Raw genomic sequence first — 23977 nt, 5'->3', positions numbered from 1 at the left:
CCAGAATCCCTCCTTTCGGGAACATATAGAGAAATGATAATAAGAGCCAACGATCAAAAGAAAACGTGTATGAAATCAGCTGTTAATGAAAGAATCGACTGTGGATAAAAAAAGTCGAAAAAAAGGGATTCCGCTCGGATAAGCGAAAAAAAGTAGACGTTATCCGCACCTTTGTGAATAAAATGATTCACAGATGAGGAAATCTGTCCACAAACTTATCCACACGCTGTGGAAAAGTAAAATGTTCGGCTGAAGTTATTCACGTTCCAAAACAAAAACATAATAACAGATAAAAGGCATGACAGCAATGGTTTTTTCATACTTATCCACAAACACAACTGATTGTATACTACACATATTCACACCCCAATATTTTGTGTACAAGCTGTAGATAATCTTGTCGAAAGATGGAAATGTGGATAATAGGATATCCACAGTCTTGGGAAATATCTCTTTGGGGATATTTACCGAGATCCCTGATTTCCAGCCTTTCTTGACTTTTTAGGCGAATCTCCTTATAATGCGTAGGTAATGGTTTTTGAGGACGGAGGTGTATAGAAATGAAACCATCGTTTAACCCAAATAATCGCAAACGTAAAAAGGACCACGGGTTCCGCAAGCGTATGAGCACGAAAAACGGCCGTAAAGTCTTGGCTGCCCGCCGTCGTAAAGGTAGAAAGGTACTTTCCGCATAGGCCACAACTTCAGTGGCCTTTTTTGCTGCATATCGGTCGGGAAAATCTCCTTGTGCGCAGGCTCCCTGGGGGGAGAGACATGTGCTTCTTTATCATTCAGATTTGTGAAACTTTCAGGCGTTGGAATCGTTTTATAGATCGATGCCCGGATTGTTTCGCAGAAAAAGAGGGTTTGATGAGGAGGCTAGCATGGAGCGCCAAGGGGATTTCACCGACTTTTTTCTTACATTGGCTGATGTATATCTGAAGCAAAACCCGTTTCCGGGAATGATCTGTGCGTATGCAGGGGCGTACCGGTACGTGTACGAAGCCCGTTGCGTTTATGATCCAGATGGCTGCTACCGGGCGTGGAAAGAAGAAGCGATTCGTTTCTTGGAGTCGGAGGAAGGAAAAAGCAAAATGCTGGTTCAAGCCCGCACGGTCGTGGACGAGAGGAAGCGATGGGCGGAGGAAGCGCTGCTTGGCGGACTTGCCAAGACAGCATGGCTGGCCGGTGTTTCGGCATGGCTGGATGCAGTCATCATGTACGCCTGGTTCGAGAAGCGTACGCTTGCAACGGGGAAGCTCGTCCCGGCGATGAGGGAGCTGGCGGCCTACGGTGAATTCGTTTCACTGTTTCCGGCCATGTACCGAGATGATCATGATCTGTGGGAGCGCTTTCATTCCGTCGCGGCTTATCGTCGCTACTTCAGGGAGGCAGGAGGGGACGAATTTGCTTGCTCCGAGCTGCAGGATCTGCTGATGGAGCGAAAACTCGAGCGCCTTGTCCGGCAACGAGACGAAGAATCGGCCCGCTGGCTTTTGCTGACCGAAGCAGCCTGGCTGTATCTGTCCTGTTCCGAAGAGGAGAGCCTTGATGAGCATGTCGCCGCACTGCCGCTGCCTTTGCAAGAAAAGCTGGGGAAAATCGGGTTTTCCGAAGCAAATGCAGACATGATCCGGCACGTCGGCAGGTTGTCCGATCAGGTTGTCGAAGCTGTTTTCCAAAGAAGGAATTGAAGAATAGATGCCGTTTTTGGGAAAAAAGTGGTCGAAACAAGGATATACTGGTAGATGCTGCATACGTTTTCTACTATAATTATGATGTTAGGGGTTGTTTACCTTGCATCGTTCCCATCGGCTCAGAAAGAATGAGCAATTTCAGGAAGTGTTTCAAAAAGGAAACTCAGCAGCCAACAAGCAGTTTGTTCTCTATTCTGCCAAACAGGAGGGACAAGCCGCTTTTCGCGCCGGGATTTCTGTCAGTAAAAAAATAGGTAACGCGGTTATCCGCAATCGGGTCAAACGGTTGATTCGCGAGGCGCTCTCCCGTTTGGAAAGCAAGATCCCATCCGGACTTGACTTGATCATTATCGCCCGTCCTGGTGTGGAAGCGATGTCATTGGATGCCATCGAGCAATCTTTGGTCCATGTCATGAAGCGGGCCAAGGTAATCAGGCAGGTACCGGTACAAAACCACAAAAGAGGGTGAGGCGGTCATGGGGCGCGTATTCATATGGCTGATACGAGGATACCAGTTGTTCATCTCGCCGTATAAGCCGCCATCCTGCCGTTTCGCTCCTACGTGTTCCCATTATGCGATAGAGGCTATTCGCCGTTTTGGGGCATGGAAAGGAAGCTGGCTGGCCATTCGCCGCATACTGAAGTGCCATCCCTTTCATCCGGGTGGATTCGATCCTGTACCCGAACGCCGCAATCATTAGCAGTTTTGATGAAATATAACCGATAACCGTTACAGGGAAAAGGAGGACCATCCCTTGAGCAGACGCATCCTCAGCATATCCATGCTGGCCCTGCTGGTTTTGATCCTGTCGGGCTGTAATCCTCAAGCGGCAGCACCTATTGGGCCGGACGCAGAAGGAATTTGGGACAAGTATTTTGTCTACCCGCTGTCCTGGCTGATCCAAGAGAGTGCCATGCTGCTCGGAGGCAGCTACGGCTTGGGAATTTTGGTAGCGACCATCATCATCCGGCTGATCGTGCTTCCGCTGATGGTGAAACAGATCAAAAGTTCCAAGAAGATGCAGGAGCTGCAGCCTGAGCTGCAGAAAATCCGCGAAAAACACAAGAACGATCCGCAAAAGGCCCAACAGGAAACGATGCTTTTGTTCCAGAAAAATCAAGTGAATCCATTGGCCGGTTGTTTGCCGCTGCTCGTGCAAATGCCGATCCTCATTGCGTTCTATCACGCGATTATCCGGACAGAAGATATCAAGACACATACGTTCCTGTGGATGTCCTTGGGCGAGAAGGACCCGTATTACATCTTGCCGATCATCGCCGGGATTACCACGTATTTGCAGTCCAAAATGATGGGTTCGGTCACTCAAGGCAACCCGCAAATGCAAATGATGCTGGTAATCATGCCGCTGATGATTCTGGCGATCGCCGTCACCTTGCCGTCCGCTCTGTCTCTCTACTGGGTATACGGCAACCTGTTTACCATTGTGCAAACATATTTCTTGTATCGCGATACCAATAAAGCGCCCCGTCCGAAGGAGGGAACCTCCAAGTGAAAAAGGTGGTAGCTACGGCTAAAACGATTGACGATGCTGTGCAAAAGGCCTTGGAAGAGCTGAGTGTGCCTCGTGAAAAAGTTAGCGTTCGCATCCTGGAAGAACCGAGCCGCGGTTTGTTCGGTCTGATCGGTTCCCGCGATGCCAAAGTGGAAGTAGAAGTTCAATTCGATCCGGTTGATCAAGGGCTTGCTTTCCTTCAGGACGTACTTGCCAACATGAACGTGGACGCCAGAGTAGAAATGCGCCGTGGAGAAGAAGGCATGCTGTTTGACATTCAAGGTGCCAACCTGGGAATTATCATTGGCCGCAGGGGACAGACGCTGGATTCGCTGCAGTATCTCGTAAACGTCGTAGCAAACCGCCATGCGGACAAGCATGTACGAATCGTACTCGATGCCGAAAACTACAGGCAGCGCCGCAAAGAAACACTGGAGCAGCTTGCCGAGCGCGTAAGCAGAAAGGCGCTGGCGATGAAACGAAGCGTCCGTCTGGAGCCAATGTCTGCAGCCGAACGAAAAGTCATCCATTCGTTTTTGCAAAAGCGTACGGATGTGGTAACGTACAGCGAGGGTGAAGAGCCCAACCGCTATATTGTCATCGCACCGAAAGAAGCCTCGTCGTAGGCTTCTTTTTTTGCCCATTTGCTCATAAAACGCCAGAGACCGGCGGAATGGAATGGACAGTCTACCGAGTAAAAGGCAATGGGAATAGGCGTCAACGCACAAAAGACATGGATCTATATCTGTCTCTATTCAGGGGACTATAGTCAGGAAGGGAGCACGCTTATCGTGCTTCCTTTTTCTTATCAACTGGTAGAGGTCAACCCGCCGGGTCGAGGCAACGAACAACAATGATAAAAGAATCGAATCATTGAAGAGCTAGTAAATGTGGATAACCAAAGTATAATGGGTTGGAGTCAAATCAAATCGAACATACTGTGGATAACGCTAAAAACAGGGCAATCAGTCGAGCTTGTGGATAAATTCCGGGAAAAGTGCATCAGGATTGTTTCTTTTCTTGGAATTTTTCTAGGTGTTCTGTTATGCTAATAAGTTAGTGGCTGACTCGTTTGTTTGGAAAGCTAGAGGTGAACAACATGAATTTTGATACGATCGCAGCAGTTGCGACTCCGATGGGAGAAGGTGGGGTCGCGATTATCCGGGTCAGTGGACCGGAGGCGATTGAAGTTGTGGATAAAATTTATCGAGGGAAAAAAACGCTGTCCACTGTGGATAGCCATACGATAAACTACGGACATTTGCGAAATCCACAGACAGGGGATTTGGTGGAAGAGGTGCTGGTGTCGGTCATGCGGGCGCCGCGTACGTTTACACGAGAAGATGTGGTAGAGGTCAACTGTCATGGTGGAATTGTTTCTGTAGAGCGGGTGCTCGAGCTGATTCTGGAAAACGGTGCAAGGCTGGCCGAGCCGGGCGAGTTTACGAAGCGTGCGTTTTTGAACGGACGCGTCGATCTGTCTCAGGCGGAGGCGGTCATCGATTTGATCCGGGCAAAGACGGACAGGGCGATGAAGGTAGCGTTGAACCAGGTGGAAGGTAAGCTGTCCAGACTGATTCGGAGCCTGCGACAAAATCTGATCGAAGCAATGGCCCATATTGAAGTTACGCTGGACTATCCGGAGCATGATGTAGAGGATGTTACCCAGAAGCTGCTTCGAGACAAGTGCCTGGAGGTAAAAGCGGAGATCGGCCGCTTGCTGCAGACGGCAAGACAGGGGAAAATTTTGCGGGAAGGGCTCTCCACAGCGATTATTGGGCGTCCTAACGTAGGGAAATCATCGCTGTTGAACAGCCTCGTTCAAGAGGAAAAAGCGATTGTCACAGACGTGGCGGGAACTACGAGGGATGTCATCGAGGAATTCGTAAATGTCCGTGGCGTGCCGCTTCGCTTGATCGATACTGCCGGGATCAGGGAAACAGAGGACATCGTCGAGAAAATCGGCGTGGAAAAATCTCGTCAGCTTTTGCAAAAAGCCGACCTCGTCCTGCTTGTACTCAATTATAATGAACAATTGACAGAGGATGACTATCGGATTTTTGAAGCCGCCAAAGGCTTTGAAGTGATCCTGATCATCAATAAATTCGATTTGCCACAGCGCATCGATCTGGAGGAGGTTAAGCGTCATTTCCCCAACCAGCCGTTAATCATGACGTCTGCCAAGGAGGAAACCGGCATTGACCTGTTGGAGAAGGCGATCGCCGATCTGTTTTTCTCCGGTCGCGTTCAGCAGGATGATCTGACCTATGTGAGCAATGCGAGACATATCCAGCTGCTGCGGCAAGCGGAGCAGGCCATTGATGATGCGGTAAACGGGATTGAAGACAGAATGCCTGTCGATATGGTCCAGATCGATATCAAGAAAGCCTGGGAATTGCTCGGTGAAGTGATCGGAGAGAGCGTAGGAGAGGATTTGATTGACCAGATTTTCTCTCAATTTTGTCTTGGCAAGTAAACAGCTTTAGAGAATTGACTCACCCAAGAGGAGGAGAATTCATGATCCCAACCTATGAAGCGGAATCGTATGACGTCATCGTCATTGGAGCAGGGCATGCCGGAAGCGAGGCGGCTCTGGCAACTGCGCGAATGGGGTGCAGCACGCTGCTGTTGACCATTAATCTCGATTCCGTTGCGTATATGCCCTGCAACCCGTCCGTCGGCGGTCCGGCGAAAGGACATGTAGTCCGGGAGATCGACGCCCTGGGCGGTGAGATGGGGAAAAATACAGACAAAACGCATATTCAAATGCGTTTGCTCAATACCGGTAAAGGACCGGCTGTACATGCTCTGCGAGCGCAAGCGGACAAAATTGCCTACCAGCACGAGATGAAAAAGACGATTGAAAACACGCCAAATCTGATTCTTCGCCAAGCGATGGTAGAAGAGCTGATCATTAATAACGGCGTCTGCGAAGGAGTTATTACCCAGACTGGGGCTCGTTACAAGGCAAAGGCTGTCGTTCTGACGACCGGGACTTATTTGCGCGGAAAAATCATTTTGGGTGATTTGCAGTACGAAAGCGGCCCGAATAACATGCGCCCCTCTGTCCGGCTCGCTTACCACTTGAAAGAGCTCGGCTTTGACATGGTGCGATTCAAGACGGGAACGCCGCCCCGCGTCCACAAGAGCAGCGTTGACTTTTCCAAAATGGAAATTCAGCCCGGGGACGATGTTCCGCGTGCGTTTTCCTATGAAACAACCGAGTTCATCATGGACCAGCTCCCTTGCTGGCTGACGTATACGAACGAAGAAACGCACCATCTGATTAACGACAACCTGCACCGCGCGCCGATGTATTCCGGCACGATTGAAGGGACAGGGCCGCGTTACTGTCCGTCCATTGAAGACAAGATCGTTCGCTTCAACGACAAGCCGCGCCATCAGATCTTCCTGGAACCGGAAGGCCGCAATACGGAAGAGATGTACGTTCAGGGCTTGTCTACCAGCTTGCCGGAGGAAGTGCAGGTTCAAATGCTGCGCTCTTTGTCTGGGATGGAGAACGTCCGCATGATGCGTCCGGGATATGCCATCGAGTACGATGCGATCATTCCGACACAGCTTTGGCCGACTTTAGAGACAAAGAAAATTGAAGGATTGTTTACAGCAGGCCAGATCAACGGCACCTCGGGGTATGAAGAGGCTGCCGCACAAGGCTTGATGGCGGGGATCAACGCTGCCCGCAAGATCCAGGGCAAGACTCCTGTCATCCTCGGCCGCGAGCAAGCGTATATCGGCGTTCTGATTGACGATCTGGTCACAAAAGGCACCAGTGAGCCTTATCGTCTGCTCACTTCCCGGGCGGAATACCGTCTGCTGTTGCGTCACGACAACGCAGATTTGCGTCTGACCGATATTGGCCATGAGATCGGCTTGATCAGCGAAGAGCGGTACCAGAAGTTCTGTGCAAAACGCGAGCTGATCGAAAAGGAGAAGGAGCGGATCACCAATACCCGTGTTCGCCCAGACATGGCGGAAGTGCAGGAAGTCCTGCGTCAGGCAGGTTCTCCGGAACTGACAGAGGTAATCGAGCTGGCGCAGCTTTTGCGTCGTCCAGAGATCACGTATCAGCATATCGCCCAAATGGCGCCGTCGCCGGAGCCTCTGCCGGAGGATGTGACAGAACAAGTTGAAATCCAGATCAAGTACGACGGCTATATCCGCAAGTCATTGCAGCAAGTCGAGCGGATGAAGAAGATGGAGGAGCGGCGCATACCGGAATCGCTCGACTATCACCAGATTTCCGGCATGTCCAAGGAATCTCGCGAAAACCTGAGCAAAATCCGACCGCTCAACATCGGCCAGGCTTCTCGTATCTCGGGCGTAAACCCGGCAGACATTTCCGTTCTGATGGTCTATCTGGAGCAATACAATCGTGCAGGGACGGCAGCGGAGTAAGCCGCAGGCTGGGTCTGATTTGGCCAGATTGGGCCTCATTTGGTCAATTTGGACCAGCTTGGATCAGATTGGATCCGTTTTGTTCAGTTTGAACCAGGCTGGACCAACTTGGAACAGCTTGAACCAGTCTGAACCAGTCTGAACCAGTCTGAACCAGTCAAAACGTGCTTAGCCGTATAAACCTGCGAGTAAGCCAGTGGGTAAGGGAGTATAGCGTATGAACAAGGAGCAATTTGCCGAAGCTTTGTCTGCCAGGGGAATCGAGCTTTCTGAACGCCAACGGGAGCAATTTGATGGATACTACCGTTTGTTGGTGGAATGGAATGAGAAGATGAACCTGACGGCGATCACCGAAGAAGAACAGGTGTACAACAAGCATTTTTACGATTCGATCACACCGGCTTTCTACTTTCCCTTTGATCAGGTAGAAAAGGTGGCAGATATCGGGGGAGGAGCGGGCTTTCCCAGCATTCCGCTGAAGATTGTCTTTCCCCACCTGCATATGACCATCATTGACTCCCTGAACAAGCGGATGAACTTTTTGCAGCATGTAGCGGACGAACTGGGATTGGAAAACCTCTACCCCGTACACGGAAGGGCCGAGGATCGGGGACAGGAGCCCCAGTACCGGCAGGCGTTCGACTTGGTCGTTGCCCGTGCGGTCGCCAGGTTAAACGTATTGTCCGAATACTGCCTTCCTTTTGCCCGTGTCGGAGGGCACTTCATCGCTTTGAAAGGAGCGGACATTTCCCCAGAGCTAAATGAAGCCAAAAAAGCGATCAAAACGCTCGGAGGCAAGACCAAGCAGGTAGAGACATTCCAGCTTATGGAGGATGCGGGAGAGAGGAACATTGTCATCATGGAAAAGGTAGAGAATACGCCAAAGGGATATCCGCGCAAAGCCGGGACCCCGGCAAAAAAACCTCTGATTTGATTGGTGACAGGGATACGCCATCTTGTAAGGGCTGATCCCGTTATATATGTACGTTCAAGGGCTGTGGCATTTTTGCCGCAGCTCTTTTTTGTATGGAAATGCTGGTCTTTTGTACGGAAATAGTGGCCTTTTGGGCAAATGTCTGATGCAGCCAACTGCAGAATGAATGTGGGCTGAACCGCCTCAGAGCACCGGAACGCGTGGTTCTTCAGGCGAAAGGCATCGTTCAAAAGGCCGTATGCCCAATTTTTTAAGTTGAACAAGTGATCCTTTAACAAAATGGAGGAAATACTGCAAGCAAATCGAATAAGCTGTCGCTTTGCAAACTGGGAGGTAAGCTCAGGTAAATCAAACGGCTGTCCGTTGGCAAAATGGAAGTAAGCCGCAGGCAAATCGAGCAAAACGTCCCCTTTGTAAACCGGAAGGAAAGCTGTGGGCAAACGCTTGTTTTATTCGGAGAACTGATAAATGGAGTCTTGTCTGCATACATGTAACTAAGGCAGGATTCGTAATGGAGCATACAGGAATGAAGGAATGTTGGAGAGGGGGAATAGGAATGAATACTGCCTTGACGACATTTTTTCCACCGGAATTGCCGACCATACTATTGCGACTGTTTCTGGCTTTTATTGCCGGTGCTGTAATGGGATTGGAGCGGGAGCGTTTTATGAAAGGGGTCAACAGGCAACGCGGGGCTGGCTTTCGGACGTATAGTCTGGTCTGTTTCGGCTCCTGCCTGTTCGGTTTGGCATCCATCTACGGATTTTCGTCAAGCGGAGTAAATAACGATCCGGGACGTGTAGCAGCCCAAGTGGTCACTGGAATGGGCTTTCTGGGAGCGGGGGCCATTATCAAGCTAAATGGAAATGTAAAAGGGCTGACAACGGCCGCCGGCATGTGGGTCGCTTCTGCGATTGGCTTGCTGTTCAGCGCTGGAATGTACATTACGGCTATCGTCGCTGCTTTTTTTGCTTACCTCACACTGGACTTTCATCGTCTGTTCCCGCATCTGTTTCTTTTTTCAAATGATGCGCATGACGCTGATGATGATGTTTTTTCGGAAGATGAACGAAGGCATAAAGGAGAGGATCGAGCCAGGCATCCGGATGAGGATAGTTGATATGCGATTTGTTTCACGTGAAACATAGGAACTCATTCTCTTGTGCTATTTTCGATTTAGCTGGAGAAATTGGAGCATGTAAAAAAGGCTAGGAGGCTGCTGATTCGGGGATACCGATATGGGAATGCAAGAGATAAGCCACAAAGGGAGAAAGGTGTTTCCGTACAAATGTACGTTGAAGGGGCTATGGTGTTATCATCATGGCCCATTTCTTTTTAAAAGGCCGATTTCGGGAGGATGACAGATGATTTTGTTAATGGCGGTGAATTTCCAAGTGCCGTTCCGTCTCTATCCAGAATGATGGAATAACCGACAGGTCTTGGGGAGACTACCTTTTTTGGTGGATGGAGATTTTCCTATGATACATCTATCATTAGTCTCTTTCTATTGTATCGTATGCGACTTTGCGACAAGTCTATAGCCAAGGCTTGGCTGAGAGACGGAAGGCAGGGGACAGAAGACAGAAGACAGAAGACAGAGACATTGATAGTAATAAAGACAGTGAAAGTGAAAGAGGTAGGGGCGGAGAATTGTAAGAATAAGAGACAGTCACAGAAATAGAAGCAGACACAGAGGCAGAGGCAAAGACAAAGACAAAGACAAAGACAAAGACAAAGACAAAGACAAAGACAAAGACAAAGACAAAGACAGTAACTCATAGACAGTAGCCATAGCTAAGCTATACCCAACTATAGCAGTAACAGGGCAGATTCCTACTTCTATAATTGACTGTGTCATATATTTTCTCCCAAACCAGTGGCCATTCCAAAACTCCCTATCAGCAACTTCTCGGTAAAAAATGATCGCCTAAAAAGGATCTCCGTACTGGTGACGTTACTTTCAACTGACTTCCAAATCCAACCATCCCCGCAATTGTGGCACTAGGGTGAAAGTAGCACATGTTTCACGTGAAACACGCTTTTCACAGCAGGAATTGGCCCTTTGATGCAGAAGTATTTCATTACGAATATAAACAGAAAAGTTGTCGCGATTTTTGCCATAGAAAGCTAATGAACGCAACGGCTGATGGAACGGTTGGAAGTGGGGGATTTTACCATGGCAGTAAAGGATTCGTTTTCTCGTATCTTCGGGTTGACGGACAAGACAGAAAATGAGGAGATCAGGCAAATACCGGTAGATGAGATTGTTCCCAATCCGTATCAGCCTCGTACGGTGTTTGACGATGAAAAGCTTGATGAGCTTTGCCAGACGATTCGGACGCACGGCTTAATTCAACCTATCGTTGTACGGATGAGAGATAACCGATACGAGTTGATAGCCGGTGAACGTCGCTGGCGTGCGACAAAGAAGCTGGGATTGGAACGAATACCTGCGATTGTTAAAGAGTTTAACGATACGCAAACAGCTTCGATCGCGCTGATCGAGAACCTGCAGCGGGAAGGATTAACGGCGATTGAAGAAGCGGTAGCTTACCAGAAGTTGATCGATTTGCATGATCTGACCCAGGAAAGCCTGGCACAGCGTTTGGGAAAAGGGCAATCCACGATTGCCAACAAGCTTCGTTTGCTTAACCTCCCTCAGGAAATTCAGGATGCGCTGTTGGCTCGACATGTGACGGAGAGGCATGCTCGCGCGTTAATCCCATTGAAGGACAGCGAGCTTCAGTTGAAAGTTCTGCAAGAGATTCTGGAGCGGGATTGGAACGTTAAGCAGACTGAGACGAGAGTGAAGCAGCTGTTGGAAGCATCGGAAAACCCGAAGCCGGAAAAAGAACCGAAACCAAAGTGGAAAGCTTTTTCCAGAGATACGCGGATTGCAATCAATACGGTGAGACAGTCGATCGATATGGTCATGCAAACGGGTCTTCCTGTAGAAACAGACGAGGAAGACCACGAGGAGTTTTACCAATTTACGATCCGCATTCCCAAACGCAGGGACGGCAAGTAACGATTGTTTTGATCCGGAATGACAAGACAATCAACCATTGGCATAGCAGCAAGCTGGAAAATGATTGATAGGAAGCAGGACCAAAAAAAGGAGCTATAGTGGGGAGCAGGGGCTGTAAAAAAGGAGAAGATGGTGGCACAGCAGGCCGCCTTTCTTTTTGGCCGAGCTTTCGCGGAAGCCTTCTTCAAGCGTCAGCCGAAGCTCGCAGGGAGTGTTTCTATCTGGCGGGACATTTGTCCAAGAGGTTTGCTGTCATGAGGAAAAATGCTCAATTCAAGAGAAGTAAGTGGGATGGATAGAGAAAAGAGGCGCTGGGAGAGGTGCCTTTTTTCCGCTTTAATCAACAGGCTGACTCACATGAAAAAACGTTTGTACAAACGATACGTTTCAAGCATCGTCTACCGCAGATGCAGTGTTTTTTGGCAACCTGCAGCCAGCCTGAGTCCCGATTGGATGACGATAGAAGCACTTTGGGAAATATTTCTCTTCCAAAAAACAGGGTATGTCAACAATAAATCTGGTAACATGTTTAGTAGATTGGTGTAAAAATGAGGTGGAGAAGTTGGGTAAAATCATTGCGGTAGCAAACCAGAAAGGTGGCGTAGGAAAGACAACCACATCTGTCAATCTGAGCGCATGTTTGGCCTCCCTGGGGAAAAAGGTACTGCTGGTGGATATAGACCCCCAGGGAAATGCTACAAGCGGAGTTGGCGTGAACAAAGCAGACGTGCGTTATTGCATCTACGACGTGCTGATTAACGACATCAGTCCTGTGGATGCTACTTTGCCTACTGAAATCGATGGTCTCAAGATCATTCCTGCTACCATTCAATTGGCCGGTGCGGAAATCGAGTTAGTCCCAACCATCTCGCGTGAGGTTCGCTTGAAAAAAGCACTGGAAGTTGTAAAAGATAAATACGACTATATTATTATTGATTGTCCGCCTTCATTGGGGATTTTAACGGTAAACTCTCTAACCGCATCCGACTCGGTACTGATCCCGATTCAATGTGAATACTATGCGTTGGAGGGCTTGAGCCAACTGCTCAATACGATTCGTCTGGTTCAAAAACATCTGAATTCTCAGTTGGCTATTGAAGGTGTCGTTTTGACCATGCTGGACGCACGGACCAATCTCGGATTGCAGGTCATCGAGGAAGTGAAAAAGTACTTTCAAGACAAGGTATACAAGACAATCATCCCTCGCAATGTACGGTTAAGTGAAGCTCCTTCGCATGGACAGGCCATTATTACGTACGATCCGCGTTCCAGAGGGGCGGAGGTATATACTGACTTGGCGAAGGAAGTGGTAGGTGTATGAGCAGAGGGCTTGGAAAAGGTCTGAATGCACTGATTACGTCCAACATGATTGAAGAAGAAGAGCATGTTTTGGAAATTCTTGTCGCAGATATTCGGCCCAATCCGTATCAGCCTCGAAAGGAGTTCGAATCGTCGGCGATCGAGGAATTGGCTCAATCGATCAAGGAGCATGGCATCATTCAGCCGCTAATCGTCAGAAAGAGCATAAAAGGATATGAATTGGTTGCAGGGGAAAGACGGCTTCGTGCAGCCAAATCACTAGGGCTGAAGAAGGTTGCGGCTGTTGTAAAGGATTACTCTGACCAGCAGTTGATGGAAATTGCGCTGATTGAAAACCTGCAGCGTGAAAATCTGAATCCGCTGGAAGAAGCGGAAGCCTATGAGAAATTGATCAGCCATCACTCTTATACGCAGGAGCAGCTGGCCAAAAAAATCGGCAAAAGCAGACCGCATGTCGCCAATATGCTTCGTTTGCTGCAGCTGCCCGAGCAAATCAGGAAGATGGTCTCGGCATCAGACTTAAGCATGGGACACGCGCGTGCTTTGCTTGGGGTAGAAAAGGAAGAGCTTCAGCTTCAACTCGCCAAAGAGGCAGTAAAGAAGGGGCTCAGCGTACGGCAACTGGAAGAGCTGGTGAAACAGGCAAATGTTTCACGTGAAACATCGAAAAAGAAGCCGCTGAAAAAGGAGCCCCAGCTCATTCAATTGGAAGAAAGATTAAGAAGCAGACTGGGTACCTCGGTAAAAATCAAAAAAGGGACCAAAAGAGGAAAAATCGAAATCGACTTTTACTCCCAAGAAGATTTGCAGAGGATCCTGGAAATATTGGAGCAGGAGTAAGATCACAAGGAGGAAGCCATGCGAGTGATTTACTTGGACAATGCTGCATCAACGTGGCCTAAACCGCCGGCAGTAAAGGAAAACATGGCAGAGGTAATCGAGCATTTTGCAGCCAATCCGGGACGGGGCGGTCATGCGTTGGCAATGAAAGCGAGCAAGGCTGTGTTCCGAACGCGGGTCGAGCTTTCACGGTTGTTTGGGATTCAAAACCCGAATGACCTCTTTTTTTATATGAACGCAACCCAAGCCCTAAATCAGGCGATCAAAGGGCTGCTGAAAGAGGGAGACCATGTCGTTTCCTCTTCAATCGAGCATAACTCGGTGCGGCGTCCATTGGAATATATGGCACGTACAAAAAAGGTCGAGATTACGTTTGTAGAACCGCGTGAAGATCAACTGTATTACACAGAAGACTTTGAACGGGCGATGAAGCCGAATACGAGACTGTTGGCAGTCAGTCACGCATCGAATCTGACCGGAGTTATTCTTCCGATTGCAGAGCTGGGAGAACTGGCAAAACGGCATCAGGCTTTGTTTCTCGTGGATGCTTCGCAGACGGCAGGCGTTTTGCCCATTCATGTAGGAGAGATGAAGATTGACATGCTTGCTTTCCCCGGGCACAAAGGACTGTATGGGCCGCAGGGAACTGGCGGACTGTACGTCCATCCTTCTGTCGATTTGGAACCGTTGATTCACGGCGGCACCGGGAGTCAGTCAGAGGCCATCGATCAACCGACGACCAGACCGGATCGCTATGAGAGCGGTACAGCGAATACAGTGGGACTGGCCGGATTGCAAGCAGGTGTATCGTTTGTCCTGGAAAAAGGGGTAGAGAACATCCATGCCCATGAATGGAAGCTGACAAAACAAACAATCAAAGGCTTGCGCCAAATAAAAGGCGTAGAAGTTTACGGACCGGGAGAAGAGGTCGAAAGAGTCGGTGTGATTTCGTTTAACATCGAGGGTGTCGATGCGTCAGAAGCATCGTTTATCCTCGATCAGCAGTACGGAATTGCGACTCGTGCAGGATATCATTGCACACCTCTGGGACATCGGACAGCCGGAACAGAGCAACGTGGAGCAGTGCGGGCCAGCTTTGGCGTATTTAACACTGAACAGGACGTGGAAGCACTGTTGAACGCGGTACGGGAAATCGCATCCGCCTTTCAGTCTTCATGATTCGCAGGGGAGTGGAGTAAGTGATTTTGTTGGGGACTCTGGTTAATGCGATTGCCATTATCGCAGGAGCGTTGTTGGGACGCTTGCTGTCAGGCATACCAGAATCAATTCGGAAAACCGTTATGCAAGGAATTGGGCTTGCGATTGTCTTGCTGGGAATCAAAATGAGTCTGGAAACACAAAATTTCTTGCTCGTTATCCTGAGTATCGTGATCGGTTCGATCCTGGGAGAACTCATTGGCATTGAGTCAGGCTTAAACAAGCTGGGACAGTGGCTGGAGAGCAAAATGGGGGGAAGGAGCCAGGGAAGCATTGCGACTGGCTTTGTCACTACGACACTGGTTTATTGCATTGGCGCCATGGCGGTGCTTGGGGCGATGGACAGCGGACTCAGAAACAACCACGAAATATTGTACACAAAGGCAATGCTGGACGGCTTCTCTGCGATTATTTTTTCATCGACGCTTGGAATTGGCGTTTTGTTCTCTGCAGTGCCCGTTTTCTTGTACCAGGGCGCGATTGCGCTTTTATCCACACAGATTTATAACTTTGTCAGTCAGGAAACACTCGATGCCATGCTGGTTGAAGTGACAGCCGTTGGGGGCTTGATGATCATCGCGATCGGCATCAATATTTTGGAGCTGAAAAAAATCAATGTAGCCAATATGCTGCCGGCTTTGGTTATTGCAGCAATAGGAGTGCCCATCGTACGTTGGTTGGCAGTGTGGTTTGGGTGAGGGGCAGAGAGAAAGAAATTCCTTAAAAGAAAAGGCGTGAAGCCAAAAGCAGACGGATTCCCTGAAAAAGGAGTCCGTTTTTATTAGAAGGATTTTGCTAGGCAAAGAAAAAGCAGCATGTAATAATACAGAAAAAACAGCACAGATCGCGGGGAGAGTGCAGATGCTCGGATTTATCGTAAATCCAGTGTCGGGAAATGGAAGAGGGCTGCTGGTGTGGAAGCGCCTTGAGAAGGAACTGGAGAGGCGCAGAGCCATTTTTCGAGTAAAAATGACAACAAAGCAGGGGGAAGCCAAAAAGTTGGCTGTCGAGCTGCTGCAAAAAGAGGAAGTAAGCAAAATTATTGCGGTCGGGGGGACGGCACAGTAAACGAAGTCATCAGCGGGATGAAAAAAGCCAACATTCCTTGCATATTTGGTCATATTCCGGCTGGCTCGGGAAACGATTTTGCCCGCGGACATTCGTTGCCGGGTGACCCGGTTGCCGCACTTGAACATATCTTGTCCGGCATGGAGGGCAAAGCGATTGACCTGTTCCGGGTAAACGGAGAAATCGCCGTAAACGCGGTAGGAGCCGGTTTCGACGGAGAGGTAGCCCGGGTAACCAATGAAGCTGCTTATAAAAACTGGTTGAATCGTTGGCGGCTTGGAAGGATGTCCTACATCATTTCTGTAATTCGGGTATTTTTGTCTTATCGGACGAGTCGGGTAAAGCTGACGGTTGACGGAAAAGAGACAAGATTGGAGAAGGTCTGGCTGGTGGCAGTGGCAAACATTCCGAATTACGGCGGGGGGATGCTGATTTGCCCGAAAGCTGTGCCTGATGACGGGATGGCAGAAGTATGTGTAGTGAGCAATGTATCAAAATGGTCACTGATTAGGGCCTTTCCGATGATTTTTAACGGTTCCCATGTACGCCACCCTGGCGTTCGGTTTTTCCGGGGAAAACAGATTGTGATAGAGGCGGATAGAGAATTGAAGGTGCACGTAGACGGAGAAGTATCGGCATCAACGCCGATTACGGTAGAAGTAGAGCCAAGAAGCCAGTTGATATGTGGATAGAGCTCCAAGTCACCCGTTCAATTTTATAAGCGCAAAAAGAAGAAAGACTTGGAAATCCCGCGGTACGGGAGGCAAGTCTTCTTTGATCGCCATGATTTCATTTCGGTTTGATCATAATTTTGCAAGCACCGTTAAAAGACGTGGCGGAGCTGTCGTTCTGTGCCTTACTCAGGAAAAGCGCTCACCCGCTGGGAGTCGCCCGACGAGTGAAGCAAGGAAGCTTTAAACAGACCGTCCGCAATGATTTCAGCCATCCGCATGACCACGTACAACCGGGTATTTTGCAGGACAAAGTATTCCATAAACCCGCCGACATTGACGATTCCTGTGATGTGAAAGGTCCCGACGGCAGGAAGCTCTTTTTTGACACCGGCACCGGGCTTGAGCGGGCCATCGATCACGTTGATATTTCCGACATTGCTGAATTGCCCGAGACAGGCATCGATGGCAATGATCAAGGAGTGCGGATGCTCCTGGCGGATTGCCTCCAGCTTCTCGCTCAGATTCATGGCATGCACGGGATCCTCCAGGGTACCGTAGACATGCAACGGAAGGGGCTTGTATGACAACAGCTTGCTGCCCACGAGGGGGCCGAGCGCGTCTCCGGTCGAACGGTCGGTACCTATACAAACAATGACAATCTCATCGCTGTACGTATGCGAATGAAATCGCTGGACAAGATGTTGAGCCAGTTGGTCGACAGCAGTCTCATTGCGATAATCCACTTTCAGCGGCGGAAGCAATTGTTCCTTGCAGTTATCAGAGAGATTCATGACTACCCCCAATCCTGGCCACGGCCGAAATCAAAAGAGTATTCACAGTATAGTACCGAGAGAGCTTTTTTATACCCGCAAATGCCAACGTTGGGCAGGTTTCGAACAGTTTGCCAACTATCGCGACTCTCATTAGCATGAACAATGGAAACAGAACGGATGATGCAGAGGGGAAGAGAACTGGCGCGAACAGGGCTGAACAAGTAAAATAAGGAGTAGCACATGCGGGCTCCACAGAGCTTTTTTGGCGCGGGCTTGGTAACCGAGGACAGAAGTCTCGCTTGCTCACTTTGCGATCAAAGTCTCGCAGCGGTACCCTATTGCCGATATCACATCGTGTTTTCCTGTCGGCCAAGCAAAAAGAGGGAGGGAAAGGCGTGGAGCAGGATACGGTCTTGATCGCATTTGATTCGACTCAGCAGGCTTTGCGGGCGGAAATGCTGCTGGAGTATGCCGATATCGACATTGATACCCGTCCGACCCCGAAAGAGATCACGGCCGGTTGTGCCCTTTCCATCGAATTTCCCGTGGACAATTACCAACAGGCCCGGGAAATTATTTCTGAGCAGCATGTTGAGATACGCGGCTACTTTCGCTTGTTTTCCGACTGCTACCATGAAATTGACGAATGCGGAAACAGGAAGGAGCAGGATAGATGAACGAAGAAATCGCAAAACAGGGAAGCTGGTTGGAATCGGTATATGAGAAAACCGTGGCCTATGTGACGGACCCGGAGATGTGGGTTCGGATCGGGCTGATCTTGTTGAAAATATTGCTGATTGTGGTTGTATCAAGGATTGTTGTGTCGATCGTCAATGCGGCGGTCAACAAAGTGTTTCAGCACCGGCAGGGAAGCAAGCTCCAGATGGAGCAGCGCCGTGTGGATACTTTGCGTGTACTGGTAAACAATGTTGTACGCTACGGGATTTACTTTTTGGCGATACTGCTTGTCCTTCAGCAGCTAGGAGTGGATCTGAGGCCAGTATTGGTCAGCGCGGGCGTGCTGGGGCTGGCGGTAGGCTTTGGTGCACAGAGCCTGGTGAGGGATGTCATTACCGGATTTTTCATTATTTTTGAAGACCAGTTTGCGGTCGGTGACGTGGTGACTATTAACAATATGACGGGAACCGTTCAGGAGATCGGATTGCGCATTACGCGGATTCGAAGCTGGACAGGCGAGGTGCATATTTTCCCCAACGGTACCATCAATCAGGTCACAAACTTTTCCCTGCAGAACACGTTGTCTGTGGTCGATGTGTCTGTCGCTTATGAGGAAGACCTGAATCGGGTGGAAGAAATCATCAAGGGGACATTGAAAAAGGCACAGGAGGAATTGGAAGACATCGTGGCCGAACCACAGTTTTTGGGCGTTCACGCATTGGGTCCGTCCGAGGTTACGATGCGGATTACCGCCGAATGCAAACCAAATACGCATCACGGCGTAAACCGGAAGCTGCGAGCGATGATTAGACAGGACCTGAGCAAGCAGGGAATAGAGATTCCTTATCCGCGTGTGGTGACCATGCCGGGGAGAGGATTTGAACAGGGGCAACAAAAGCAGTCGCAGTCGTAAAAAACAAGGAAAGAACAAGCGGGCGGCGAGGCAGCTGGAGCGGCAGATATAGAGAAACAAGGGGGCACCAACATGCAGAGAAAGCAATTTACATTGGGGGATGTGGTCCAGATGAAAAAGGCCCATCCCTGTGGCACGAACGCCTGGAAGGTAATCCGGATGGGGATGGACGTCCGGATCAAATGTACAGGATGTGAGCACAGTGTAATGATTCCGCGGCTGGAATTTGAGCGCAAGATGAAAAAAGTGCTGATCCACGCCGAAGGGACCCCGGAAGAGTAAAGAGAACCGAATAGCGAGACGAAAAGAGGATGCAGCCACTATACTGGGCGTGCATCCTTTTTCATCTAGTCGGTGATGAAAGGTAACCTTACACCCCTTCGACTGGCTGGATGGCAGAGGGATGGTTAGTCGCAATCACAACCAACGATAACAAGCAGGATAAAGAGAACCAGCACGAGCGCGAAATCGTCGAAGTTGCCGTTGAAGAGACCCACTAGCTGACACCTCCTACCATGGATTCAATACCTATGCTATGTCGCAGAGGCAAAAGCGGTATGGGCGTTTGTCACGGGTCTGGGTAAAAATAAGTTATGCACATGCTATCCACAGAAAATGTGGACAACTTGATGCTGAATTGGGCTAATCCAACAATCAACTGTGGATAATAGTTTGTTCGATGAAAAGTTATCCACAAAATTATTCACAAAACAGAAAATTCTTTGGATAAATCAACCCCTTTTCCGTAATATTTAAAAAATTTTTATTAATAAGAAGGGATTTTTGGAGATGGATATAATTAGACTATATAGCAAACGGTAGAAAAGAGAGTAAAGGGGCGATTTTGTTGAAAAAGCAAGCATTTATCACACTGACAGCGATGGCAATTGCGCTGTCAACCGTCAGCACACCGTTTATCCCTTACAGTACACAAGTGGTTGCGGCAGCAGAGAAAGCACCCGTCTACAAAGACCGCTCCGAAATACCGGACGCCTACAAGTGGAAGCTCGACCACATTTATGCGAATGTGAAGGATTGGGAAAATGATGTGAAGAAAGCGGAAGACCTCGCAAATGCCTTTACCAAGCATCAAGGCAAGCTGGGCCAGTCTGCCGATTCTTTGAAAAAGGCGCTCGACGACTACAGCGATCTCATGCGTGTCACTGAGAAGGCCTATGTATACGCCAATATGGCGCTGGATGTAAACTCCGCGAATGCCGATCTGCAAAAGCTGGCTGACCGCGCAGAAAAAATGTACACTCTGGTCTCGGAAAAGACAGCCTGGATGCAGCCGGAAATTGTCGCGATACCGGACGGCAAAATGAAGAACCTGCTTGAGGCAAAGGATCTTGCTGCTTACAAAATGATGTTGGAGGATATGATTCGTACAAAGCCGCACTCCTTGTCAAAAGAAATCGAAGAGCTGCTGGCCAAATCGTCGCCACTGGGCAGCTCGCCGACCAACATTTACGGCATGCTTTCCAAGGACGTCCGTTTTCCGAAAATCAAGGATGAAAACGGAAAAGAAGTGCAGCTGACGAGAGCCAATTTCGTTTCGTATCTGGAAAGCAAGGACCAGCGGGTGCGCAGGGATGCGTATCAGGCTTACTACAAGTCCTTGATCGATTTTCAGGACTCGTTCGCTCAGACGCTGGCAGCCAAGGTAAAGGCGGACAATTTTTACGCGGATGTCCGCAATTACGACTCGGCTCTGGAGGCGAGCCTGAATCCGAACAATATCCCGACCAAGGTGTACGATGAACTGATCGAGACTGTCAATGACAATTTGCCGCTTCTGCACCGCTATATTTCCTTGAAAAAGAAAATGCTTGGCGTTCCCGAATTGCACATGTACGACATCTATGTGCCGATCGTACCGTCCGACGACAAGTACATCCCGTATGAGGAAGGCAAGAAAATGGTCGTGGATGGCCTCAAAGCAATGGGGGACGAATACGTCAAAGTGCTGGCCGAGGGATTGGAGAGCGGCTGGGTGGATGTCTATTCCACAGATGACAAGCGGAACGGCGCGTATCAGTGGGGAACGTACGATACTCATCCTTACGTGCTGTTGAACTACCAGGGCACGCTCGACGATGTTTACACCATCGCTCATGAGATGGGGCATGCCATGCAGTCTTATTACACGAACAAAAACCAACCGTATATTACGTCCAACTATCCGACATTTACCGCGGAAGTCGCTTCCACGATGAATGAGACGCTTTTGTTCAAGAGCATGTACGCTCAGGCCAAAACGAAGGAAGAAAAAATGTATCTCTTGAATCACTATCTGGAAAACTTCCGTTCGACCCTGTTCCGACAAACGCAGTTTGCCGAATTCGAGCGGGCGATCCACGAGAAGGAGCAGGCGGGAGAGTCCCTCAACGCGGAAGCGATCAAGAAGATCTACCTGGACATCAACAAAAAGTACTATGGCAAGGATATGGTTTCTGACGAAGAAATCTCGATGGAGTGGGCACGCGTTTCTCATTTCTTCAATTACAAATACTACGTCTATCAATACGCGACCAGCTTTGCCGCATCACAGGCGCTGGCCAAGCAAGTGATGGACGAGGGAGAAACAGCCGTAGAGCGCATTCAGAAAAACTTCCTCGAAGCAGGCAACTCCGCGCCGCCGATCGAAGTGTTGAAAGCAGCGGGCGTAGATATGTCTACCTCTCAGCCGATCGAACAGGCTATGCAAATCTTTGAAGAGACATTGAACGAGCTGGAAAAACTGGTGAATGAGAAGTAGAGAGCGGGCAAAAGCAGGAAAGCAGGAGAGTAATCTCTCCTGCTTTTTTGTATTCACCCGTGCCATTCGCTCCTCAGCAGGGAGAACATGATGACATCAACGAGTTTTCCTTTCGACATTTCGTATTCCCGCAGTCGTCCTTCTTCCGTAAACTGCAGCCGCTTCAACAGCTTGATCGAAGAGACGTTCTCCGGTTCGACCTTGGCCTCGATCCGGTTCAAACCCAACTGTTCAAACCCAAAGCCGAGCATAGCGCGGATGGCCTCCGAGGCATAGCCGCTGCCCCAAAAGAAACGTCCGAGGTCATAGCCGATTTCCGCCCGTTTATTTTCGTGATCCAGGTAATTGAATCCGCAAGAGCCGATAATTTCAAATGGCTGCCGCAGCGTAATCGTCCACCTGCACGCTTTTCCTTCCTGACTGAGTTCTTGCAGAAGCGAAATCATCTGTTCCGCTTGCGCCACATCTGTAAAAGCTTCAATGTTCATGTGCTTTGTCACAGCAGGATCAGACCAAAACGAAAACAGCGCGGGAGCATCCGTCAGCTCCATTGGCTTCAATTCCAGGCGGTCGGTTGTTACCTTATTCATATTCATTGCGTGTCCTCCCATCTATTGATGCAACTAAATTGAAAAACTGCAGTCTCTACCTGGGCATAATTCAGTCCTTTCAAAAAGAGGGATGACAAGCAATTCCCATAATATCACAAATAAACCGCCAATGCCCTCTCGTAAATAAGGAGAAGGTGCAACTCGTTTGCGTACATGCCTTTCATTGCCGGAAAAATCAAGCGGGAGCACGAATTTTGGCGGAGCCGAGAAATTTTTGACAAGAGCTCTGTCTTTCGAAAAGATATAAATAATAGAAGAAAGAGGAAAGAAGAACGAGTTTCCACATGGATTCGATTGTAATCCGCGTCGCAAGTTTTTATACTAGAAAGGATGTGAATGAAAAAAGGTACAAGGAGTTGTATATAGATGGGTGCATCTTGTGGCATTGTAGGACTTCCCAACGTAGGCAAGTCGACTCTGTTTAACGCGATTACGCAGGCGGGCGCAGAATCGGCCAACTATCCGTTCTGTACCATCGATCCCAACGTGGGGATTGTCGAGGTGCCGGACCCGCGCCTGAACAAACTGACGGAGATCGTCGTTCCGAATAAAGTGGTTCCGACGGCGTTTGAGTTCGTGGATATTGCCGGTCTCGTAAAAGGAGCCAGCAAAGGAGAGGGCTTGGGCAACCAGTTTCTCGGACACATCCGGGAAGTGGACGCAATTGCTCACGTCGTTCGCTGCTTTGAGGATGAAAACATCACACACGTAGCGGGACGGGTAGATCCGTTAAGCGATATTGAAACGATTAATCTGGAGCTGATCTTTGCCGACCTGGACTCGGTAGAGCGCCGGATCGACCGGATTGGCCGCAAGGTAAAAGCGGGAGACAAGGAAGCCAAGCTGGAGCTTGACGTGCTGGAGCGGCTGAAGGCTGCGTTTGAAGCGGGACAGTCCGCGCGCAGCGTCGAGATCAGTGATGACGAATTCAAGCTGATCCGCGAGCTTCACCTGCTCACAATCAAGCCGGTACTTTACGTTTGCAACGTGGCCGAGGACGGGATTCACGATGCCGACAACAATCCTCATGTACAGGCTGTCCGCAAGCACGCTGCGGAAGAAGGCGCACAGGTAGTCGTCATCAGCGCCAAGGTCGAAGCCGAGATCGCCGAGCTGGAGGGCGAGGACAAGCAGATGTTTTTGGAAGAGCTGGGACTGCAGGAATCCGGTCTCGACCGCCTCATCCGGGCTGCGTATGAACTGCTTGGCCTGATCACTTACTTTACGGCTGGCGTGCAAGAGGTGCGTGCGTGGACCATCCGTCAGGGAACGAAGGCTCCCCAGGCTGCAGGCGTTATCCACACCGACTTTGAGCGCGGCTTTATCCGTGCCGAGGTGATCGCTTACGACGACCTGGTTGAGGCCGGATCTGTAGCAGCAGCGAGGGAAAAAGGAAAATACCGTCTGGAGGGCAAGGAATACCTCGTCAAAGACGGAGATGTCATGCATTTCCGGTTCAACGTATAGAACTCAACCTTGCTTCGAACTAGGCATTTTGCTATAATACGATAATGCGAGTATTTATGGAGTGCATG

Annotated in this window: 24 protein-coding genes and 1 pseudogene; 22 read left to right on the top strand and 3 right to left on the bottom strand. The window is 49.5% G+C overall.

The annotated features are described in order from the left end of the window. The first annotated feature begins 560 nt into the window (after positions 1-560). The 17 genes and pseudogenes from rpmH to NST37_RS24950 form a co-directional block, all read left to right on the top strand. Positions 561-695: a 50S ribosomal protein L34 gene (gene rpmH / locus NST37_RS25030; protein WP_003388866.1), complete on the top strand. Its 135-nt coding sequence runs from the start codon at positions 561-563 to the stop codon at positions 693-695. 189 nt (positions 696-884) lie between these two features. Then, positions 885-1694, top strand: a complete 810-nt coding sequence (locus NST37_RS25025) for a hypothetical protein (protein ID WP_327956798.1) — start codon at positions 885-887, stop codon at positions 1692-1694. Between the two features lie 103 nt (positions 1695-1797). Continuing rightward, entirely contained in the window at positions 1798-2166 is a 369-nt protein-coding gene (gene rnpA / locus NST37_RS25020) for a ribonuclease P protein component (protein WP_003388864.1), read from the top strand. 7 nt (positions 2167-2173) lie between these two features. Continuing rightward, complete coding sequence (gene yidD, locus NST37_RS25015) at positions 2174-2398, top strand: membrane protein insertion efficiency factor YidD (RefSeq protein ID WP_003388863.1); 225 nt, start codon at positions 2174-2176, stop codon at positions 2396-2398. A 54-nt stretch (positions 2399-2452) separates the two neighbouring features. Further along, positions 2453-3211: a membrane protein insertase YidC gene (yidC, locus tag NST37_RS25010; RefSeq protein WP_003388862.1), complete on the top strand. Its 759-nt coding sequence runs from the start codon at positions 2453-2455 to the stop codon at positions 3209-3211. Further along, a complete protein-coding gene (jag, locus tag NST37_RS25005; protein ID WP_003388860.1) occupies positions 3208-3837 on the top strand; it encodes an RNA-binding cell elongation regulator Jag/EloR in 630 nt (209 codons plus the stop codon). Before yidC ends, jag begins: the two co-directional genes overlap by 4 nt. Positions 3838-4310: 473 nt before the next feature. Continuing rightward, the gene (mnmE, locus tag NST37_RS25000) at positions 4311-5687 is read left to right on the top strand and encodes a tRNA uridine-5-carboxymethylaminomethyl(34) synthesis GTPase MnmE (RefSeq protein WP_003388858.1); all 1377 of its coding nucleotides are present in this window, start codon (positions 4311-4313) and stop codon (positions 5685-5687) included. 41 nt (positions 5688-5728) lie between these two features. After that, positions 5729-7627 carry a tRNA uridine-5-carboxymethylaminomethyl(34) synthesis enzyme MnmG gene (gene mnmG, locus NST37_RS24995; protein ID WP_003388856.1) on the top strand — a complete coding sequence of 633 codons (1899 nt, stop codon included), beginning with the start codon at positions 5729-5731 and terminating at the stop codon, positions 7625-7627. 217 nt (positions 7628-7844) lie between these two features. Further along, positions 7845-8561 carry a 16S rRNA (guanine(527)-N(7))-methyltransferase RsmG gene (gene rsmG / locus NST37_RS24990; RefSeq protein WP_003388853.1) on the top strand — a complete coding sequence of 239 codons (717 nt, stop codon included), beginning with the start codon at positions 7845-7847 and terminating at the stop codon, positions 8559-8561. 556 nt (positions 8562-9117) lie between these two features. Then, the gene (locus NST37_RS24985) at positions 9118-9681 is read left to right on the top strand and encodes an MgtC/SapB family protein (RefSeq protein WP_003388852.1); all 564 of its coding nucleotides are present in this window, start codon (positions 9118-9120) and stop codon (positions 9679-9681) included. A 1056-nt stretch (positions 9682-10737) separates the two neighbouring features. Then, positions 10738-11589, top strand: a complete 852-nt coding sequence (gene noc, locus NST37_RS24980; RefSeq protein WP_003388850.1) for a nucleoid occlusion protein — start codon at positions 10738-10740, stop codon at positions 11587-11589. Positions 11590-12151: 562 nt separating this feature from the next. Then, positions 12152-12910 carry an AAA family ATPase gene (locus NST37_RS24975; RefSeq protein WP_003388847.1) on the top strand — a complete coding sequence of 253 codons (759 nt, stop codon included), beginning with the start codon at positions 12152-12154 and terminating at the stop codon, positions 12908-12910. Continuing rightward, positions 12907-13749, top strand: coding sequence for a ParB/RepB/Spo0J family partition protein (locus NST37_RS24970; RefSeq protein ID WP_339186058.1), 843 nt, complete (start codon positions 12907-12909; stop codon positions 13747-13749). Before NST37_RS24975 ends, NST37_RS24970 begins: the two co-directional genes overlap by 4 nt. 18 nt (positions 13750-13767) lie before the next feature. After that, the gene (locus tag NST37_RS24965) at positions 13768-14928 is read left to right on the top strand and encodes an aminotransferase class V-fold PLP-dependent enzyme (RefSeq protein WP_024983208.1); all 1161 of its coding nucleotides are present in this window, start codon (positions 13768-13770) and stop codon (positions 14926-14928) included. Between the two features lie 20 nt (positions 14929-14948). Then, positions 14949-15665, top strand: a complete 717-nt coding sequence (locus tag NST37_RS24960) for a DUF554 domain-containing protein (protein WP_003388844.1) — start codon at positions 14949-14951, stop codon at positions 15663-15665. A gap of 163 nt (positions 15666-15828) precedes the next feature. Next, positions 15829-16035 (top strand): diacylglycerol kinase family protein, encoded by a 207-nt coding sequence (locus NST37_RS24955; protein ID WP_339186057.1) that lies wholly within the window; start codon positions 15829-15831, stop codon positions 16033-16035. Next, a pseudogene (locus NST37_RS24950) lies at positions 16029-16727 on the top strand (diacylglycerol kinase family protein); the annotation flags it as partial. The gene NST37_RS24955 and the pseudogene NST37_RS24950, both read left to right, overlap by 7 nt. 164 nt (positions 16728-16891) lie before the next feature. Here the strand turns inward: NST37_RS24950 and yyaC are convergent. After that, a complete protein-coding gene (gene yyaC, locus NST37_RS24945; RefSeq protein WP_339186056.1) occupies positions 16892-17500 on the bottom strand; it encodes a spore protease YyaC in 609 nt (202 codons plus the stop codon). Positions 17501-17877: 377 nt separating this feature from the next. On the opposite strand from yyaC, the gene NST37_RS24940 reads away from it, so the two are divergent. The 3 genes from NST37_RS24940 to NST37_RS24930 all read left to right on the top strand — a co-directional run bounded on the left by NST37_RS24940 (position 17878) and on the right by NST37_RS24930 (position 19355). Continuing rightward, entirely contained in the window at positions 17878-18159 is a 282-nt protein-coding gene (locus NST37_RS24940) for a DUF3343 domain-containing protein (RefSeq protein ID WP_003388840.1), read from the top strand. Then, positions 18156-19073, top strand: coding sequence for a mechanosensitive ion channel family protein (locus NST37_RS24935; RefSeq protein ID WP_003388839.1), 918 nt, complete (start codon positions 18156-18158; stop codon positions 19071-19073). Before NST37_RS24940 ends, NST37_RS24935 begins: the two co-directional genes overlap by 4 nt. 72 nt (positions 19074-19145) lie before the next feature. Then, positions 19146-19355 carry a DUF951 domain-containing protein gene (locus tag NST37_RS24930; protein WP_003388838.1) on the top strand — a complete coding sequence of 70 codons (210 nt, stop codon included), beginning with the start codon at positions 19146-19148 and terminating at the stop codon, positions 19353-19355. A 125-nt stretch (positions 19356-19480) separates the two neighbouring features. Here the strand turns inward: NST37_RS24930 and NST37_RS24925 are convergent, their stop codons facing one another. Continuing rightward, positions 19481-19570, bottom strand: a complete 90-nt coding sequence (locus tag NST37_RS24925; protein WP_031932431.1) for a YjcZ family sporulation protein — start codon at positions 19568-19570, stop codon at positions 19481-19483. Between the two features lie 350 nt (positions 19571-19920). On the opposite strand from NST37_RS24925, the gene pepF reads away from it, so the two are divergent. Next, the gene (gene pepF, locus NST37_RS24920) at positions 19921-21831 is read left to right on the top strand and encodes an oligoendopeptidase F (protein WP_003388837.1); all 1911 of its coding nucleotides are present in this window, start codon (positions 19921-19923) and stop codon (positions 21829-21831) included. A gap of 53 nt (positions 21832-21884) precedes the next feature. Here the strand turns inward: pepF and NST37_RS24915 are convergent, their stop codons facing one another. Next, positions 21885-22421, bottom strand: a complete 537-nt coding sequence (locus NST37_RS24915) for a GNAT family protein (RefSeq protein ID WP_024983209.1) — start codon at positions 22419-22421, stop codon at positions 21885-21887. Positions 22422-22808: 387 nt separating this feature from the next. Here NST37_RS24915 and ychF point away from each other — a divergent pair, with 387 nt between their 5' ends. Then, positions 22809-23909 carry a redox-regulated ATPase YchF gene (gene ychF, locus NST37_RS24910; RefSeq protein ID WP_003388835.1) on the top strand — a complete coding sequence of 367 codons (1101 nt, stop codon included), beginning with the start codon at positions 22809-22811 and terminating at the stop codon, positions 23907-23909. Positions 23910-23977 lie beyond the last annotated feature (68 nt).

This window comes from Brevibacillus sp. FSL K6-6036 (genome assembly GCF_037964015.1).
GTDB lineage: Bacteria > Bacillota > Bacilli > Brevibacillales > Brevibacillaceae > Brevibacillus > Brevibacillus borstelensis.
Note: the sequence above shows the minus strand (reverse complement) of the source record. Positions and strands in the feature narration are given on the sequence as shown.